We start from the raw sequence: 17,245 nt of genomic DNA on the forward strand, positions 1-17,245 counted from the left end.
ACGCCGACCTCGGCAGCGGCCTGACGGCCCCGGTCCGCCGATTTCGGCAGCGGCCGGACGGCCACGGCTCGACGACCACGGCCTGACGTCTACGGCCCGGCTTCGGCCTGACGACTACCGCCTGCCGGCGTCGGCCTGGCCCGGCTCGACTGTTGCCGGCCGAGGTCGTGCCGCCGTCGCGGCGCCGACTCCGCGGCCTCGCGGGGCCGGGCGGGTGGGGTACCCCCCGCCGGACCCGACCCCGCCGGACCCGACCCCGCCGGACCCGACCCCGCCGGACCCGACCCCGCCGGACCCGGCCGAGCGGGCCGGACCCGGCCCGGCTCGCCCAAGGGCCGGTCAGGTCCGGTACGGGTTGTAAGCGGGGTAGGGGGTCGCCGGACCGTGGGGGACATGGGTCGCGGGCCGGCCGTAGACGCCGTACACCGGCCAGGGCGGGGCGACGACCGGGACCGGCGGGGCGGTTCTGCGCGCCGCGTGGTCCAGGGCCGGCTGGGCCACCTCACGGCGCGCCCACAGCTCGCCGAGCAGTTCCCGCTCCCGGACGACGAAGTCGGCGCCGGCCCGGCCCCGGCGCCCCCGGTGCCGCAGGAACGCCAGCGAGGTCGCGTACGCCTCGTACTGGGCGACCGCCCGGCCGGCCGGCTTGCCGAGGTGGTGCCGGGCGTGCTCCCGGGCCAGCCTGCGCGCCCGCATGGAGCCGAGCGCGAACGGCTCGGCGGGGGTCAGCCACCCGGCGGCGGCGTATGCGGGCAGTTCCTCGCGCACGGTGCGCAGCTCCCGCTGCCGGGTCCAGATGACCATCCAGGTCAGCAGCCCGAACGCGGGCACCATGAAGGCCGCGTAGACGGCGAGGAAGCCGTACGTGCCGAACGTGGAGGAGCCGTTCCACAGCGCGTGCATGCTCATCGCGAGCAGCAGTCCGCTCAGCGGCAGCAGGACGCGCCGCACGCGCCGGCGGTCCGCGGCGAGCGCGGCGGCGGCGCCGAAGCCGATGCCGGTGCACACGGTGAACAGCGGGTGCGCGAACGGCGACATGATGATCCGCACGAAGAAGGTCGCCGCGGTGACGGAGGCGATGCCCCGGCCGCCGGTGAGCTGGTCGGTGCCGAAGGCGGTGCCGAGGTAGAGGATGTTCTCGGTGAACGCGAAGCCGGTTGCGGTGAACCCGGCCAGGACGACGCCGTCGACGATCCCGGTGAAGTCCCGTCTGCGGAAGAGGAAGAGCAGCAGCACGGCGGAGCCCTTCGCGGACTCCTCCACGATCGGCGCTATCACCGTCGCGCCGAGGGTGTCCGCCCGGGTCGGGTCGGCGGTCGCCGTCTCTATCCACTGGGTCGCGAAGCTGTTCGCGACGATGGCCACCAGCGCCGCCGCGCACGCGCCCCAGGCGAAGGCGAACAGCAGGTTCCGCCAGGGGCCGGGCTCCACCCGGTCCAGCCAGCGGAAGGCGGCTATGAGCAGCGGCACGGGCAGGACGGCGAGGCCCAGCCCGACCAGGAACCCCTCGGTGCCGGTCTGCTGGCGCACGAGCGCGAGGATGACGAGCCCGGACAGCGCGAGCAGCATGGCGGGCGCGCCGTACCGGACCCATCGCTTCTGCCACCAGTGCGCATGACGCGGCCGGCCGCCGGCCGCTCCGGGAACGGGTCCGCTGGGGTGGGGCGGGTACGGGGGACAGGTGGCCACGGCATTGACCCTAACGAGGGAGGACGCCGCCCGCGACGGGGCCTGGCACATCGCGTCAGGCGCGGTCGGGACGCTCGGCGGAAGGCTGCTCCGGCAGGTGCTGCGGAGGCTGGTCTCAGTGCGGTACGCGGCGGAAGAGAAGATCGTTCACCACATGACCCTTGTCCAGTCCCTGGCCCTCGAAACGGGTCAGCGGACGGAAGCCGGGTCGCGGCGCGAAACCGCCGTCGGCCTGCGTGTTCTCGAAGGCCGGGTGCGCGGTCAGCACTTCGAGCATCTGCTCCGCGTACGGCTCCCAGTCGGTCGCGCAGTGCACGATCGCCCCGGGCCCGAGCCGGGTGGCGGCCAGGGTCAGGAACTCCGGCTGGATCAGCCGCCGCTTGTGGTGCCGCTTCTTGGGCCAGGGGTCGGGGAAGTACACGCGCAGCCCGTCGAGCGCGTCGGGGCGGAGCATCTCCCGCAGCAGGATGATCGCGTCGCCGTTGCCCACCCGGACGTTGGACAGTCCGTTCTGGTCGGCCAGGTTGAGCAGGTTGCCCTGACCCGGCGTGTGCACGTCGACGGCGAGGATGTTGGTGTCCGGGTCCGCGGCAGCCATCCGCGCGGTCGCCTCTCCCATGCCGAACCCGATCTCCAGCACGACCGGGTTCGTGTTGCCGAACAGCTCGGCGAGGTCGATCACCCGCTGCCCGTCGATGTCCAGCCCCCAGGAGGGCCACAGCCGCTGGAGCGCGTCCGCCTGCCCAGCGGTGACCCGGCTCCGCCGCGGCTGGAAGCTGCGGATCCGCCGCTCGAAGTGCGAACCGGCCGGATCGGCCTTCGGGCCGTCGGGAAAGCGCGGCTCTCCCTTGGCCCGGGTGTGCCGGACGGACACACCGGGGGCGTGCTGCGGCCGCCCGTCGGAGGCGGGCCGGTGGGCTTCGGGGGTGTTCAGGGAGTTCGACACAGTGCCTCGATTTTACGGGGCGCACGCCACCGGCGGCCCGGCCCCCGGCCCTGGGCGCCCGAGCCCCGCGGCTGCTTACGCCGACGCCAGCACGGACAGGGCCCGGCGAGCCACCTCCCGTCCGATCGGCAGCGACGCCGTGGCCGCGGGGCTCGGAGCGTTGAGCACGTGCACGGCCCGCGCACCCTCCCGGATCAGGAAATCGTCCACCAGCGTCCCGTCCCGGAGCACCGCCTGCGCCCGCACTCCCGCCGCGGTCGGCACCAGGTCCTCCTCGCCGACCGCCGGGAGCAGTCTGCGCACCGCCTCCGCGAACGCCTTCCGCGACACCGACCGCCGCAGCTCCCCGGCGCCGTAGCGCCAGTGCCGCCGGGCGATCCGCCAGGACCCCGGCCAGGTCAGCGTCCCCGCCAGCTCCCGGGGCCGTACGGTCCCCCATCCGTATCCCTCCCGCGCCAGCGCCGGCACCGCGTTCGGCCCGATGTGCACATCGCCCGCGATGCCCCTGGTCAGATGCACGCCGAGGAACGGGAACGCCGGGTCCGGCACCGGATACACCAGCCCCCGCACCAGCTCCGGCCGCGCCAGCTCGTAGTACTCCCCCCGGAAGGGGACGATCCGCACGTCCGGCTCGTCCCCGGTCAGCCGGGCCACCTCGTCGCAGTACAGCCCGGCGCAGTTGACCAGCACCCGCCCGCGCACGACGTCGCCCCGCGCCGTGCGCACGGCCACGCCCCGCTCCGGCCGCCGGTCCACCTGGACGACCCGCGCCCCGTACCGGATCTCCGCGCCGGACGCCCGCGCCAGCTGCCGGGCGACGCCCGTGAAGTCGCAGATCCCCGTCGTCCCGACGTGGATCGCGGCCAGGCCGCGCACCTCCGGCTCGTACTCCGCGATCTGGGCGGCGCCCAGCTCCCGCACCGGAATGCCGTTCTCCCGGCCGCGCTGGACGAGGGCGTGCAGGCGGGGCAGCTCCTCCCGCCCGGTCGCGACGATCAGCTTGCCGGTGACGGCGTGCGCGATGCCGTACTCCGCGCAGAACTTGACCATCTCGGCGGCGCCCCGCACCGCGTACCGCGCCTTCAGCGAGCCCGGCCGGTAGTAGATACCGGAGTGGATGACCCCGCTGTTGCGCCCCGTCTGGTGGCGGGCCGGGCCCGGCTCCTTCTCCAGGACGGTCACCCGGGTGCCCGGCGCCGCGCGCGTGATCGCGTACGCCGTCGACAGGCCGACGATCCCGCCCCCGATCACCAGCACGTCACAGTCGTGAGCGATGTCCGGCCGCACCTGCTCCACCTCCCGGCTTCGATAGTGCACTGCGCCACTGACAATGCCCTCAAACCCGGGGTCCTTCGGCTCGCCGCGCCCGGGCCGGCTCAGGCCGGAGCCACCAGCAGCGGCCGGGCGCGCTCCCGCAGCTCGACCACGCGCGGTTCGTCGCCGTAGGGCTCCAGGCGGTGCAGCAGGTCCTTGACGTACTCCGTGGTGCGCGCGGACGAGATGCGCCCGGCCACCTCCACCGCCCGTACGCCCTGCTCGCAGGCCGCGTCCAGGTTGCCCGACTCCAGCTCGGCGACCGCGGACACCACCAGCCGCAGCCCGTGCGAGCGCACGAACTCCTCCGTCGGCTTCGACAGGGCCTGTTCGGTGAAGCGGCGGACCTGGCGGGGTGCCTTCAGGTCGCGATAGCACTCGGCGGCGTCGGCGGCGAACCGGTCGTAGCCGTAGAAGCCGAGCCAGGACGGGTCGTGGTCGCCCTCGCGGGACCGCTCCAGCCAGCCCTCGGCGGCCTTCAGGGCCGCGCCGGCCGCCTGGGCGTCGCCCGCGCGCGCGTGGGCGCGGGCCTCGACGAGGCGGAAGAAGCTCATGGTGCGGGCGGTGGCCAGGCCGCGGTTGCGCTCCAGGGCCGCCTGCGCGAGGTCGACGCCCTCGTCGCCGAAGCCCCGGTAGGTGGCCTGGAGGGACATGGACGCCAGCACGTACCCGCCGAGGGGGACGTCGGCGGCGGCGCGGGCCAGGCGCAGCGCCTGGATGTAGTAGCGCTGGGCGGCCTCCTGCTGGCCGGTGTCGAAGGCCATCCAGCCCGCCAGCCGGGTCAGTTCGGCGGAGGCGCCGAACAGCGCCCGGCCGACCTCGTCGGAGTAGGAGCCGAGCAGCAGCGGCGCCGCCTCGACCCGCAGGCACTCCGGCACCATCGACGAACGCCAGTCGCCGCCTCCGTACTTGGAGTCCCAGCGCCTGGCGTCCTCGGCGGCCTCCCGCAGCTTCTGCACGTCGCTGTGGCCGACTTTGAGCGGTGCGCCCGAGCCCTCCGCCGGACTGGCCTCGCGCGCCACCGAGCTGTCGGCCGGGGTTATCAGCCACCGTGATGCGGGCGTTGCGTATGCGCTCACCGCGAACGAGCCGGCCAGCGACTGCCAGATGCCGCCGGTACCGGCCCGGCGGCCGGCGAGGTCGAGACGGTACAGCTCCGTCGCCGACCGCACCGCCTGACCGACGTCTCTGGGGAAGGACAGGCCCACTTCCGGCGCGGGGTCCGCGTCCGCCAGACCGATCTCGTGGAGCGGCACCGGACGGCCGAGCTTCTGCCCGATGGCGGCCGCGATGAGGTGCGGCGCCGCGCCCTGCGGCACCATTCCCTTCGACACCCAGCGCGCCACCGAGGTCTTGTCGTAGCGAAGCGTCAGACCGCGTTGGGCACCGAGGTCGTTGACGCGTCGCGCGAGTCCCGCGTTGCTGATTCCCGCGAGGGCGAGAACGGCGCCGAGCTTTTCGTTCGGCCCGCGTTGCTCCCTGGACATGCGCCACCCCTCGACACAGACGGCTGCCGCGCTGGCATAACCACGCGGCATTCGTAAACCCAGCGTAGTTCGCCGCATCCCAAGCGTTAAGGGGCATTGTTCCGGTTGGCGGGATTGTGGCCCGTACCGAAGTGCGGTCCCTGCACGCTCAGTTGCGGCGTGCTCCCGGTGTGTGGCCGTGCGCCCGCCCGTGCGCTCTTCTCCGGCCATGGAGGGAGCGGTTCCATGGTGGTCGTGGGTCGGCCCGCTGTACTGGATCCAGTGGGCTGGGGGACGCCGCCGCCTCCATCCCCGCGGGCGGCGGAACGGTCCGGGAGGCGAACTCCGCCTCCCGGACCGTCTGTTGTCCGTTCGGTGCGTGGAGCATGTACGGAGCGTGTGCAAGTCCGCTCCTCCCGCGCCGATTTGGCTGAAAATAATCCCCGCTTCTCGACGCCCAATACGGCCCTCACCATGGAAATTGACGGCGCGAAGGGCGTCGCGGGGAGCGCATCAGGGGGCGCATTCGCGTCGCAGTAACCCTGCCCCGTAGAGGTGTTGGGCAACCGCCGAGCAGGCGTCGGGCAGGCGCGCGGGGGCGCGTGCCGTACGGCGAAGGCGGCTCCGCCTCCCCTCCGGCGCGCGTCCTTCGTGGCAGCATGGTGTCCCTGTTGGTGCGGTGCACTGGTTGTCCACAGCCTGTGGAGGCGTCGATGCGGTGGTTGGTGGGATGGAGCAGCACCGCCGCGGGGGCCGCCGCGATCGGCGCCGCGGGCGCCACCGGATTCGACGGCGAGACCGTGCATCCGGTGGGCTCCCAACTCCTGTGGGGCGACCCCGATCCGCTCTGGGCGGTCGGCGACTGGCGCCCGGACGAGGTACGCCTGGTACGGGCCGACGCCCAGACGAGGATCGCGGTGCTCGGCACCTGCGGAGCATCCGACGAGCAACTGCGGGTCGGCCTGCTCGCCGCGCGCGGCGGCGCCCTGCGGCATCTGACCGCCTGGCCGGGCAGCTACACGGCCGTCGTCCAGGTGGGCCGGCGCGTCACCGTCTGCGGCGACCTCGCCGGCGCCCGCCCGGTGTTCCACACCCCCTGGGCCGGCGGCACCGCCTACGCGACCGCCGCGCTGCCGCTGGCCGACCTCACCGAGGCCAACCTCGACTTCGGGCACCTCGCCGCGCTGCTCGCCGCCCCCGACGTGCCGGCCGCGGTGCACGACTCCACGCCGTACGCCGGTGTGCGGCGCATCCCGCCGGGACACGCGCTGATCCTGCGCGCCGGGGCCCGTGAGGTCGCCGGGTACGAACCGGTCGCCTCGCTCGCCGTGGCGGCTCCCCCGGCCGACCCGGACAGCGCGGTCGGCGCCGTGCGGGACGCGCTGGTCGAGGCCGTGCGCGCCCGGCTGTCCGCACCCCGCCACGTCCCCGACGTAGACCCCGGCCCGGTGCCCGGCATGGGCCCCGCCGAGCGGCGCGCCGCCCGCGGGATGCCGGTGCCGGGGATCGGGGCCGACCTGTCCGGGGGCTCGGCCTCCGGGACGCTCGCGCTGCTGGCGGCCGGGCTGCCGGGGATGCCGGGCACGCTCCTGGGCCACGGCACCGGCGCCGGTGAGCGGCTGCTCGCCGTCACCTTCAACGACCTCACCGTCGGCGGGCGCGAGGCCGAACTGGAGCGGGCCGGGGCGCTCGCGGCCAACCCGCGGCTGCACCACGTGGTGGTCACCGGCGGCGAGGACGTGCTCCCGTACGCCGACCTGGAGGGGCCGCTCACGGACGAGCCCGGGCCGTCACTGGTGACGGCGGCACGCCACCGGGCCCGGCTGGCCTCGGGCAGCGCCGACCACTTCACCGGGTACGGCGCCCGCCAGGTCCTGGACGCGCATCCGGCGCGGCTGGCCGACCTGCTGATGGACCGCCAGCGGCGGCATCTGGTCCGCCCGGTCGCCGCGCTCGCCAAGGCCGACGGATCGGTGCTGGTCCCCGCGCGCGTGTACGGCGCGGCCCGGCGGCTGGCGCGGACGCCGTACCGGACGGGTCTGGAGGTGCTCGCCGACCGGCTGCTGCACCGCCGCTTCGACGAGCCCGGGGGCGCGGTAGGGGCGTCGCTGGCCGCGCTCACCTGGGGCAGACCGGGGCCCGCCGCGCGCTGGCTGACCGGGGAGGCGCTGGCTGAAGTATCGGTTCGTCTTCAGGGTGCGACCAGCCGGTCCGGAGTGGGGCCGGGGCAGCGGCCGGGCGACTACCGGGCGCGAGCGGCGCTGGCCCGCCACGCGGCGGACCTGCGGATCCTGGAGCAGGCCGCGGAGATCCGCTCCCAGCGGCTGCACACGCCGTTCCTCGACAACCAGGTCGTCCGCGCGTGCCGGACCCTGCCGGAGGCGCTCCGGGTGCAGCCGGGGGCGCGGGCGTCGATCCTCCGTACGGTCCTGGAGGGCGCCGGTGTGGGAGAGCTGCCGCCCGGCTGGGGCGCGCCCTCGCACGCCTCGGCGGCGGTGGCGGCGCGGGCGGGGCTGCGGGTGGCCACGGACTCCCTGGTCGAGCTGTTCGCCACGCCGCTGCTGGCGGAGGCGGGGCTGGTGGAGGCACGGGTGGTGCGCAAGGCGTTGCGGGAAGCGGCGGCGGGGGAGCCGATGCCGTTGGACGGGCTGGCGGACCTGGTGTCGCTGGAGATGTGGCTGCGGCGGCTGCTGGCGCGGCGGGGGACGTGCTGGACGGGGACGCCCGCACGGGCTCGGGCGGTGCCGGCGGGGATCGCCCCGCAGCGGGGGGCGCTGGCCTCCGGGACGTGATCGGGGTCCGGGGTCCGGGGCGCGGTGGCCGCGGAGCCGGGGGACGCGGTGCCGTCGGATCCGCCGGAGCCGTGTGCGGCCTGCGCGGCGAACACCGCGAAGTCGTCGACCAGTTGCTCGCGCCGCGCGGTCCTCGTCCAGTGCGTGGCGACGCGCCGGACGGTGGTCAGCAGATAGGCGCGTACGGCGTGCTCGGGGCCGGAACCGCCGCGCACCGCCTGGAGCATCCGGGCGAACACCTCGGCGGTGAGGTCGTCGGCGGTGTGGGCGTCCCGGCAGCAGGTACGGGCGTAGCGGCGCACGGCGTCCGCATGGCTCCGGTACAGCTCCTCGTACGCCGTGTCGTCACCCGCACGCATCCGCCCGATCAGGTCGACGTCCGACGGCGGGAGTTCCACCGCAGGAGGCGGCACATCGTCGTCCCACCGCTCGCGTTGAGCCGGAACACCGGCCTGAGCCGGAACACCGGTCGGTGCCGGGACGTCAGCCCGGGGCGGCACGCCATCCCGGGCCGGGAAGGCGCCGCGCGGGGCGCCGGCCGGGCCGCCCTGGGGCGGCACCTGGGGCGGCGACTGGGGCGGCGACTGCGACGGGCGGAGCCGCTCCGCGTCCGCCGCCGCGCCGTCACCGCGTGACTCGTCGCGTCCCTCAGCGCCCATCGCGGTAAGCCCCCGCCGCCAGTCCAGCCCTGCCGATCACCGGGGCAGCGTGCCACAAGGGTTCCGGCCAGGACGGGCTCGTACGGATCGACCACTCGTCCGTGGGGAACCGGCGGAGCGCCGTACCGAACTTCACCCAAACGGGGAACGCCACCTGCCGGTCGCACGGCAGGCGACAGGGCGGCGGGGCGGCACTTCACCCCGCCGCGGCGTCACCCGTCCCGTATCGCCGGCGCCCTGCCCGGCTCACGCCGGTCGCGATCGCAGTCCCTCCAGCAGGATGTCCAGGAGCCGCGCCGAGGCGGCCGCCTGCTGGGCGGCGTCCGGCAGTGAGGGGGCCGCCGTCGCGATGACCAGCAGGACGTCCGACACCGACACGTCCGGCCGCAGCTCACCCGCAGCGCGAGCCCGATCCACCAGCCGGCCCACGACCTCGAGCAGCGCCGCCGCCCCCGCGTCGTCGCCCGAGGGGAGCGCCGCGGTCTCGTCCGGCACGAGGCGCAGTTCCCCGGAGGCCGGCTGCGTCCGCTGCTGCGGCACCCGTGCCTCGGCCGCCGGTCCCGCGGCGTCGTCCGCGACCCCCACCCGCAGCACCTGCGGCGGCAGCAGCCGGCCCGCGCCGGAGGCCACCGACGTGCGCAGGAAGCGCGCGAGCGCCGACCACGGTTCGTCCTCCTGTCCGAGCGCGGCCCGCGCCTGCTCGGTCAGCCGGGAGGTCTCCTCCTCGGCTATCCGCCGCACCAGCACGTCCTTGCTCGGGAAGCGCCGGTACACCGTGCCGACGCCGACCCGCGCGCGCCGCGCCACGTCCTCCATGGGCGCGCCGTACCCCAGCTCGCCGAAGACCTCGCGCGCCGCCCGCAGCACGTGCTCCAGATTGCGCTGTGCGTCGACGCGCAGCGGCGTCGTCCGCGACCCGCCCCCGCGTCCGCCGCCCGCCGCGCTCATGGCCGCGCTCATCGCCCCGCCGACGGGCGCGACGGCCGACGCGGTAGACCAGTGAGAGTCCTGAATGTGCATAAGTGATCCCCCGGTAATGACGTCTCCCCCCGGAGACTCTCCCCGCCACTGAAATCCGGGATGCACGGAACGGGCACGGCGCCCGAGCGGGCCCGCCCAAGAGAGCCCCGGTGGGACCCAGCGGACTCGTCCGGTCACATGCCCTACACCCCGTCGACACACGAACATAGTTGAGAGGGGGTCAATTCAGAAGGGGGAGGTTCCGCACAGAGCGCCCCTCGATCGGAGTACGAGCCGCATACGTCCGGATTGCGCCCCCTTCCGTACCCCGGCTCACACCCGCTGACCTGCGCGCCTTCCCCGCACTCCGATGATTCGGCCAACCCTGGCCGGCCCGGCCTCCCGGTCACACAATTCGCCGGGGCTGTGGACAAACGAGAGCGCCGGGTGCGTCATGGGGTGGTGAAGGAACGTGCGCGCATTCTCGTTGTCGGCGGCGGCTACGTCGGGATGTACACGGCCCTGCGCCTGCAGCAGCGGATGAAACACGAGCTCAGGCGGGGCGAGGTCGACATCACGGTCGTGACGCCCGACCCCTACATGACCTATCAGCCGTTCCTGCCCGAAGCGGCCGCCGGCGCGATCTCCCCGCGCCATGTCGTCGTACCGCTGCGCCGCGTGCTCGGCCAGTGCCACCTCGTCGTCGGCGAGGTGACGTCCATCGACCACGCACACCGCACCGCGACGCTGACCACCCTCGCCACCGAGGAGGGCGCGGCCGCCGAGAAGCTGACGTACGACGAACTCGTCCTCGCCCCCGGCTCCGTCTCGCGCACCCTGCCCATCCCCGGCCTCGTCGACTACGGCATCGGCTTCAAGACCGTCGAGGAGGCCATCGGCCTGCGCAACCACGTCCTCGAGCAGATGGACATCGCCTCCTCCACCCGCGACCCCGCGGTCCGCGACGCCGCCCTCACCTTCGTCTTCGTCGGCGGCGGCTACGCCGGAGTGGAGGCGCTCGGCGAACTGGAGGACATGGCCCGCTACGCGGCGCGCTACTACCACAACGTCAAGCCCGGGGACATGAAGTGGATCCTCGTCGAGGCCTCGGACCGCATCCTGCCCGAGGTCGGCGAGGAGATGGGCCGCTACACGGTCTCCGAACTGCGCCGCCGCAACATCCAGGTCCTCCTGGAGACCCGCCTCGAGTCGTGCGCCGACCGCGTCGCCGTGCTCAGTGACGGGCAGCGCTTCCCCACCCGTACGGTCGTGTGGACCGCCGGCGTCAAACCGCACCCGCTGCTCGCCGCCACCGACCTCCCGCGCAACGGGCGCGGCCGGCTGAAGTGCACCGCGGAGTTGCGCGTCGACGGGGTCGAACACGCCTGGGCCGCGGGCGACGCCGCCGCCGTCCCCGACGTCACCGCGGAGGACCCCGGCAGGACGACCGCCCCCAACGCCCAGCACGCGGTGCGTCAGGCCAAGCTCCTCGCCGACAACATCGCGCACACACTGCGCGGCGAGCCCCTGGAGAGGTACGCGCACTCGTACGCCGGTTCGGTCGCCTCGCTGGGGCTGCACAAGGGCGTCGCGCAGGTCTACGGGCGCAAGCTGAAGGGGTACCCTGCGTGGTTCATGCACCGCGCCTACCACCTCAGCAGGGTGCCCACCTTCAACCGCAAGGCCCGTGTGCTGGCCGAGTGGACGCTGGCGGGCCTCTTCAAGAGGGAGATCGTCTCCCTCGGTTCACTGGAACATCCCCGCGCGGAGTTCGAACTGGCGGCCGGGGGAAAGCATCCTCTCGACCCCCACATCAACCCGAAGGGGTCGTCCTGACCGGACCGAGGAACTCCTGCGGACGCCCCGGCGTCTGACGGATGTCGGTGCGGTCGGCCACACTGCCAGACTGAGCCATGACCGCGCGCGGTCCCACGACCGCGCGCGGTCGGCCGCCCGTCCTCGAACACCCCGACGCTTTCCCCTGTGCCGCACCCGGGACGGCGAGAACTGCGGCCACCGCCGCACGGCCCCGACACCCCGGCCCGGCCGGAGCCGACCTGAGACGACGACACGAGGCAAGGATTCGTGAACTTCACGCGCTGGAGCGCCCGGCTCCCCGGAACGCAGCGCCGCGCCGCAGCGCGGACCGATCTCGCGGCCTCCCCGGACCGGCGGGGGGACAACTCCGTACCCTCCGCACGCGCCGCACGGCGGGCGGGCGGGGTGTGCGCGCCCGCCGTCGACGAACTCCCCGCGCGCGAGGTCCTCGACCGCGTGCCCGCCCTCGTCGCCCTCGTCCACGGCCCCGACCACCGCATCGCGTACGTCAACGACGCCTACGCGGCGGCCTTCGGCGGACGGCCGCTCGGCGAACCCGCCCGCGACGCCCTCCCCGAGCTGCGCGAACTCGGCCTGCTCCCGCTGCTCGACCAGGTGCTGCGCAGCGGCAGACCCCGCACCCTGAAGTCCCGCCGCGCACCCGACGGCCGCTCGTACACCTTCACGTGCACCCCGGTCGCCGAGACCGGCCCCGTCCCGGGTCCGGAGGGCCGAGGCGGCTCCCCGGCCGAGATCCGCACCCCCGCCGCCCCGGTCACGGAGGACGGCGGCGCCCCCGGCGCGGACGCCGCTCCCGCCCACGCGAGCCCGGAGGGCGGTACCGGCGCGAATGCCGACGCACGCGGCGGCCCGGGCCCGGAGGTCCGCGCTGGGGCGGACGGCCGTACCGCCGCAGGCGCCGACGGACGCGGCGGCCTCGGCGTGCTGGTCTTCGCCACCGACGTCACCGACCACGCCGAGGCCGCCGAACGCCTGCGCGCCAGCGAGCGCCGCCAGCGCGAGACCGCGGTCACCCTCCAGCGCTCGCTCCTCCCGCAGGTCCTGGAGCAGCCGGACGACCTGCGGATCGCCGCCACCTACCAGCCCGGCGGCACCGAGGCCGCGGTCGGCGGCGACTGGTACGACGTGATCACGCTCGGCGGCGGCCGCACCGCGCTGGTCATCGGCGACGTGATGGGCAGAGGCGTCCGGGCCGCCGCGGTCATGGGCCAGCTCCGTACCGCGGTCCGCGCCTACGCCCGCCTCGACCTGCCCCCGCACGAGGTGCTCCAGCTCCTCGACGGCCTCGCCGCGGAGATCGACGCCAACCAGATCGCGACCTGCGTGTACGCCGTCCACGACCCGAACGAGGGCCGGCTGGTGTACGCCTCCGCCGGGCACCTGCCCATCCTGGTCCGCGACGAGAACGGCACGGTCCTGCGCGCCGACGAACCCACCGGTCCGCCCCTCGGCACCGGCGGCTGGGTGCACGCCTCCGGCTCGGTCCCGCTCGGACCCGGCTCCACGGCGGTCCTCTACACCGACGGTCTGGTGGAGCGCCGCGACGAGGACCTCGACGAGGGCATCGCGGCGCTGGAGCGCGCCCTCGCCGGCGCCACCGGCACCCCGCAGGTGGTCTGCGACCGCCTGGTCCGCTCGGCGGGCGTCCAGGCGGACCACTACGACGACGTGGCGGTCCTCGTCCTCCAGCACCCCGCCCGCACGGGCCCGGAGAGCGAACTGTTCCGCAACGCCGCGCTGGAACTGCTGGGCGGAGTGGAGGCGGCCCCCCGCGCGCGTGCCTTCGCCTCCGGCGTCCTGACCAGCTGGCGCTTTCCCGTGGAACTGCACGACCTCGGCGTCCTCGCGGCGAGCGAACTCGTCGCCAACTCCCTCCAGCACGGCACCCCGCCGATGCGGCTGCGCCTGCGGCGCACCGACCGGCGTCTGATCGTCGAGGTCACCGACGGCGACGACCACCTGCCGAGGCGGCGCCGCGCGGAACCGGGGGACGAGTCGGGCAGGGGCATCGCGATCGTCGCCACCATCGCCTCGAACTGGGGCTCGCGCAGGACGCCGGGCGGCGGGAAGGCGGTGTGGTGCGAGTTCGCGCTGCCGCGCACGGCCGGATGACCCCCGGCTTCCGCCCCGGCCACCGCCCCGGACGCGGCGGCGGCGGAGGGGCGGCGGGAGGCGCACGCGAAAAGGTCGCACGGGTGGGCGGGCAGCGCGGCGTCTAGGCGCGGCCGTCCAACGGTGCTAGTAGCTCACCATGGCAGACGCACCCGGATTTCAACTCAAGGGCAGCGCCCCCGAGCGCTACGAGCAGTACGTCGCGCCGATCATGGCGCCCTTCGTCACCGCACTCCTGGACGCCGTCGACCTCTACCCCGGCGCCGTGGTCCTCGACCTCGCCTGCGGCACCGGCTTCGCCGCCCGCGCGGCCGCCGCCCGGGTCGGCCCGTCCGGCCGGGTCTTCGGCGCCGACGTCAACGAGGGCATGCTCAAGGTCGCCGAGGCCCGTCATCCGCGTATGTACCCCGACATCGAGTTCACCGCCGCCCCCGCCGACCGGCTCCCCTACGCGGACGCCACCTTCGACGCGGTGATCTGCCAGCAGGGCGCCCAGTTCTTCCCCGACCTCGACGCGGCCCTGGCGGAGACCGCCCGCGTCACCCGTCCGGGCGGCCGTTTCGCGGCCACCGTCTGGGCGGACCGCGGCCTCTCCCCCTACTTCGACGCGCAGTACGCGGTCATCGAGCAGTACGGCGGCCCGGACGTCGCCGAGAGCTACGCCGCGGCCCTCGCCTGCACCGCCGACCGCTTCACCGCCGCCCTGCGGTCCGCCGGCTTCCACGACGCCACCGCCCGCGAGACCACCTTCGGCATCACCCTGCCCCCGCTGGCCGAGTACGGCCGCGGCCAGCTCTCCGTCACCCCCTGGGGCCAGGAGATCCTCGACACCCGGGGCGAGGAGGTCCTGGCCGAGGCGGGCCGTGCCCTCGCCGACCGGCTCGCCGGCCACGCCGCCCCGGACGGCACGGCCACCCTGCCCTTCACCGCGACCCTCACCACGGCGGTCCGCTGACACGGCCCGGTCCACGGCACACAACAGGGCGGCCGCCACCCGAAGGTGACGGCCGCCCCGGTCCCCGAAGGGTCACGCCTCCGCGGCCACCGGCTCGGCGGCCGCCCCACCCCGGGCGACCACCCGGCTCCGCGCCCCCCACGGGTGATCCTGTACGGCGGTGAGCCGCCGCCCGAGCCGCAGCGCGAGCACCGAGATCCCGAGCGAGAACAGCAGGAACGTCACCACGTACGGCGCGTGCAGCGAGGCCCCCATCGGGCCGCCCACCGCCGGCCCGATCGCCAGCGCGAGCTGCTTCACCAGCGCGAAAGCGGAGTTGTACTGCCCCGCCATCCCGGTCGGCGCCAGATCCGCGACCAGCGGCGCCACCGTCGGCGACAGCATGGCCTCACCCAGCCCGAACAGCGCGTACGTCGACACGAAGGCGGCGGTCGCCATGGTCCGGCTGCCGTGCCCCAGCCCCGCGTACGCCGCCGCGGCCCAGGCCACCGCCCACACCAGACCCACGACCGCGATCACCCGCGACCGGCGGCGCCGCTCGACGAACCGCAGCACCGCGAACTGGGCGACCACGATCATCAGCGTGTTCGCCGCCAGCGCCGTGCCCAGCGCGGACGTCGAGATCCCGGCGGCCTCCACTCCGTACGCGCTCAGCCCCGACTCGAACTGGCCGTAGCAGGCGAAGAACAGCACGAAGCCCAGCACGCACAGCTGCACCATGGCGCGGTTGCCGAGCAACTGCCGCCGGCCGCCCTTCGCCGACGCGGTCGGCGCCTCCTCGATACGCGGCGCATGCGGCATCCGCACCGTCGTCATCACGACGGCCAGCAGCAGGAACACCGCCGCCTCGAGCGAGAACAGCAGAGTGAACGAGGAGGCGCGGGAGGTGTCCACGAGATGCCCGCCGATGAGACCGCCCACCCCGAGCCCGAGGTTCTGCAGGAAGAACTGCGTCGCGAAGGCCCGCGACCGCGTCTCCGCCGACGAGCAGTCCACGATCATCGTCGCCAGCGCCGGCTGCATCACGGCCTGCCCGGCCCCCAGCGCCACCGCCGACAGCAGCACGGTCGCCGCACTGCCCGCCAGCCCCAGGCTCAGTGCGCCGAGCGCGGCGGTGACCAGGGCGGCGAGCAGGACCGGCAGCGGGCCGCGCCGCACGATCGCCCGTCCGGCGAACGGCAGCACCAGCAGCGCGGCCACGGCGAAGACGGCGAGGACCAGCCCTGCCGTCGTGGCTCCCAGCTCCCGCACCTGCGCCACATAGACGTACAGGTAGGGGACGGTGAAGCCGAGCCCGAACGCGCTGAGTGCGTTGCCCACGTGGATCCGGCGCATCGCTGCGCCCATCGCCCTGGTCACGTTCACCTCTCTCGAGTAGTCGCTTGAGTAGTTGGAGGTCTTCAGTAGTTACTACTGAAGACTTCGAAGCTAAAGTTCGAAGCTAAACAGTACACCTGGAAGGACTTCAACGCCAAGCGGGCTCGTGCCATACTGCGGCCATGGGCGACACCTCCGGCAGCCTCGGCGAACCGACACTCGAAGAGCAGATCGCCGCCTACCAGCGCGAGTTCCAGGACCTCGACCCCCAGGTCGAGAAGATCGTCTCCGCGCTGTCCCGGCTGAACCGCCGGATGAACGTCGCCTACGGCCGTCAGACCTCCGCGCTCGGCATCAGCAACGCCGAGTGGGAGGTCCTCAAGGCCCTCGTGCTCTCCGGCGCCCCCTACCGCATGGGGCCGAGCGACCTGGCCAAGCGCCTGGGCCTCACGCCGGCCGCCATGACCCACCGCATCGACCGCATGGTCGGCGAGGGTCTGGTCACCCGGGAGCGCGACGAGACCAACCGGGTGCGCGTGATCGTGGAGCTGACACCCGAGGGCCGGGAGAAGTGGCTGGAGGCCATGCGTCTGGCCTCGGTCTTCGAGGAGGACCTCCTCCAGGACCTCGCCCCGGAGGAGCGCACCATCCTCGGCGAGGCCCTGACCAGGCTTCTTCGCAGGGTGGAGCACGCCCAGCCGGACGCCGGCGGCCGGCTCAGCGATCTGGACTGAAAGATCTTGACAGCCGGGACTTGACAGCCCCCTGCCGGATCCGTAACGTTCTTCGGGTTGCCACCGAGCCGTAACGGTTCTCCGGCAGCACCTCCCGCCGCATATGCGGCACACAAACCACCAGCACGATCTCCCAGCGGGATTGTTTTCGGCGTGCCCGAATTCAATTCGAATGGGACTCGTCGATCTTGACCGGATCCGCTCAGGGCCCGATTGGGAATCGCCGAGCGGATCCGCTAAGGTTTGAGACGTCGGAACGGCCGAACGGCCGGGAAGACAAGCCCCGCTGACTGGGGGTCAGGTCGAGAAAAGATCTGATAGAGTCGGAACCGCCGGAAAGGGAAACGCGGAAGCGGGAACCTGGAAAGCACCGAGGAAATCGGGTCGGAAAGATCTGATAGAGTCGGAAACGCAAGACCGAAGGGAAGCGCCCGGAGGAAAGCCCGAGAGGGTGAGTACAAA

11 protein-coding genes and 1 pseudogene are annotated in these 17,245 nt (G+C 74.1%); 5 read left to right on the top strand and 7 right to left on the bottom strand.

The features are described 5' to 3' along the window. Positions 1–339: 339 nt before the first annotated feature. From ACIQ9G_RS20495 to ACIQ9G_RS20510, 4 genes are all read right to left on the bottom strand, one after another. Positions 340–1,689 carry a PrsW family intramembrane metalloprotease gene (locus ACIQ9G_RS20495; protein ID WP_403611237.1) on the bottom strand — a complete coding sequence of 450 codons (1,350 nt, stop codon included), beginning with the start codon at positions 1,687–1,689 and terminating at the stop codon, positions 340–342. 115 nt (positions 1,690–1,804) lie between these two features. Next, positions 1,805–2,635 carry a tRNA (guanosine(46)-N7)-methyltransferase TrmB gene (gene trmB / locus ACIQ9G_RS20500; protein ID WP_403611239.1) on the bottom strand — a complete coding sequence of 277 codons (831 nt, stop codon included), beginning with the start codon at positions 2,633–2,635 and terminating at the stop codon, positions 1,805–1,807. 75 nt (positions 2,636–2,710) lie between these two features. Next, positions 2,711–3,952, bottom strand: coding sequence for an L-2-hydroxyglutarate oxidase (gene lhgO / locus ACIQ9G_RS20505; protein WP_403611242.1), 1,242 nt, complete (start codon positions 3,950–3,952; stop codon positions 2,711–2,713). 59 nt (positions 3,953–4,011) lie between these two features. Then, on the bottom strand, positions 4,012–5,436 hold the full coding sequence (locus tag ACIQ9G_RS20510; protein WP_403611245.1) for an MFS transporter: 1,425 nt from the start codon (positions 5,434–5,436) through the stop codon (positions 4,012–4,014). 692 nt (positions 5,437–6,128) lie between these two features. Between ACIQ9G_RS20510 and ACIQ9G_RS20515 the strand changes: the two genes are divergently transcribed. Then, positions 6,129–8,207 carry an asparagine synthase-related protein gene (locus tag ACIQ9G_RS20515; RefSeq protein ID WP_403611247.1) on the top strand — a complete coding sequence of 693 codons (2,079 nt, stop codon included), beginning with the start codon at positions 6,129–6,131 and terminating at the stop codon, positions 8,205–8,207. A gap of 53 nt (positions 8,208–8,260) precedes the next feature. Here the strand turns inward: ACIQ9G_RS20515 and ACIQ9G_RS20520 are convergent. Both ACIQ9G_RS20520 and ACIQ9G_RS20525 read right to left on the bottom strand, forming a co-directional pair. After that, a pseudogene (locus ACIQ9G_RS20520) lies at positions 8,261–8,866 on the bottom strand (RNA polymerase sigma factor); the annotation flags it as partial. A 246-nt stretch (positions 8,867–9,112) separates the two neighbouring features. Then, positions 9,113–9,886, bottom strand: a complete 774-nt coding sequence (locus tag ACIQ9G_RS20525) for a TetR/AcrR family transcriptional regulator (RefSeq protein WP_403611249.1) — start codon at positions 9,884–9,886, stop codon at positions 9,113–9,115. A 399-nt stretch (positions 9,887–10,285) separates the two neighbouring features. On the opposite strand from ACIQ9G_RS20525, the gene ACIQ9G_RS20530 reads away from it, so the two are divergent. From ACIQ9G_RS20530 to ACIQ9G_RS20540, 3 genes are all read left to right on the top strand, one after another. Then, the gene (locus ACIQ9G_RS20530) at positions 10,286–11,662 is read left to right on the top strand and encodes an NAD(P)/FAD-dependent oxidoreductase (RefSeq protein ID WP_403611252.1); all 1,377 of its coding nucleotides are present in this window, start codon (positions 10,286–10,288) and stop codon (positions 11,660–11,662) included. Between the two features lie 249 nt (positions 11,663–11,911). Further along, positions 11,912–13,777, top strand: a complete 1,866-nt coding sequence (locus tag ACIQ9G_RS20535) for a SpoIIE family protein phosphatase (protein ID WP_403611254.1) — start codon at positions 11,912–11,914, stop codon at positions 13,775–13,777. Positions 13,778–13,916: 139 nt separating this feature from the next. Further along, entirely contained in the window at positions 13,917–14,732 is an 816-nt protein-coding gene (locus tag ACIQ9G_RS20540) for a class I SAM-dependent methyltransferase (RefSeq protein WP_403611256.1), read from the top strand. Between the two features lie 72 nt (positions 14,733–14,804). On the opposite strand, the gene ACIQ9G_RS20545 is transcribed toward ACIQ9G_RS20540, so the two are convergent. Next, positions 14,805–16,067: an MFS transporter gene (locus ACIQ9G_RS20545; RefSeq protein ID WP_403611325.1), complete on the bottom strand. Its 1,263-nt coding sequence runs from the start codon at positions 16,065–16,067 to the stop codon at positions 14,805–14,807. A gap of 164 nt (positions 16,068–16,231) precedes the next feature. On the opposite strand from ACIQ9G_RS20545, the gene ACIQ9G_RS20550 reads away from it, so the two are divergent. Further along, positions 16,232–16,783, top strand: coding sequence for a MarR family winged helix-turn-helix transcriptional regulator (locus tag ACIQ9G_RS20550; protein ID WP_403611258.1), 552 nt, complete (start codon positions 16,232–16,234; stop codon positions 16,781–16,783). The last annotated feature ends 462 nt before the right edge of the window (positions 16,784–17,245 follow it).

Source organism: Streptomyces sp. NPDC096152 (assembly GCF_044763235.1).
Classification (GTDB): Bacteria; Actinomycetota; Actinomycetes; order Streptomycetales; family Streptomycetaceae; genus Streptomyces.

Excerpts from the sequence above, each read along its gene's own strand:
- ACIQ9G_RS20510 (WP_403611245.1), bottom strand. The coding sequence starts at position 5,436 with ATGTCCAGGGAGCAACGCGGGCCGAACGAAAAGCTCGGCGCCGTTCTC.
- ACIQ9G_RS20515 (WP_403611247.1), top strand. The coding sequence starts at position 6,129 with ATGCGGTGGTTGGTGGGATGGAGCAGCACCGCCGCGGGGGCCGCCGCG.
- ACIQ9G_RS20525 (WP_403611249.1), bottom strand. The coding sequence starts at position 9,886 with ATGCACATTCAGGACTCTCACTGGTCTACCGCGTCGGCCGTCGCGCCC.
- ACIQ9G_RS20540 (WP_403611256.1), top strand. The coding sequence starts at position 13,917 with ATGGCAGACGCACCCGGATTTCAACTCAAGGGCAGCGCCCCCGAGCGC.
- ACIQ9G_RS20545 (WP_403611325.1), bottom strand. The coding sequence starts at position 16,067 with ATGCGCCGGATCCACGTGGGCAACGCACTCAGCGCGTTCGGGCTCGGC.
- ACIQ9G_RS20550 (WP_403611258.1), top strand. The coding sequence starts at position 16,232 with ATGGGCGACACCTCCGGCAGCCTCGGCGAACCGACACTCGAAGAGCAG.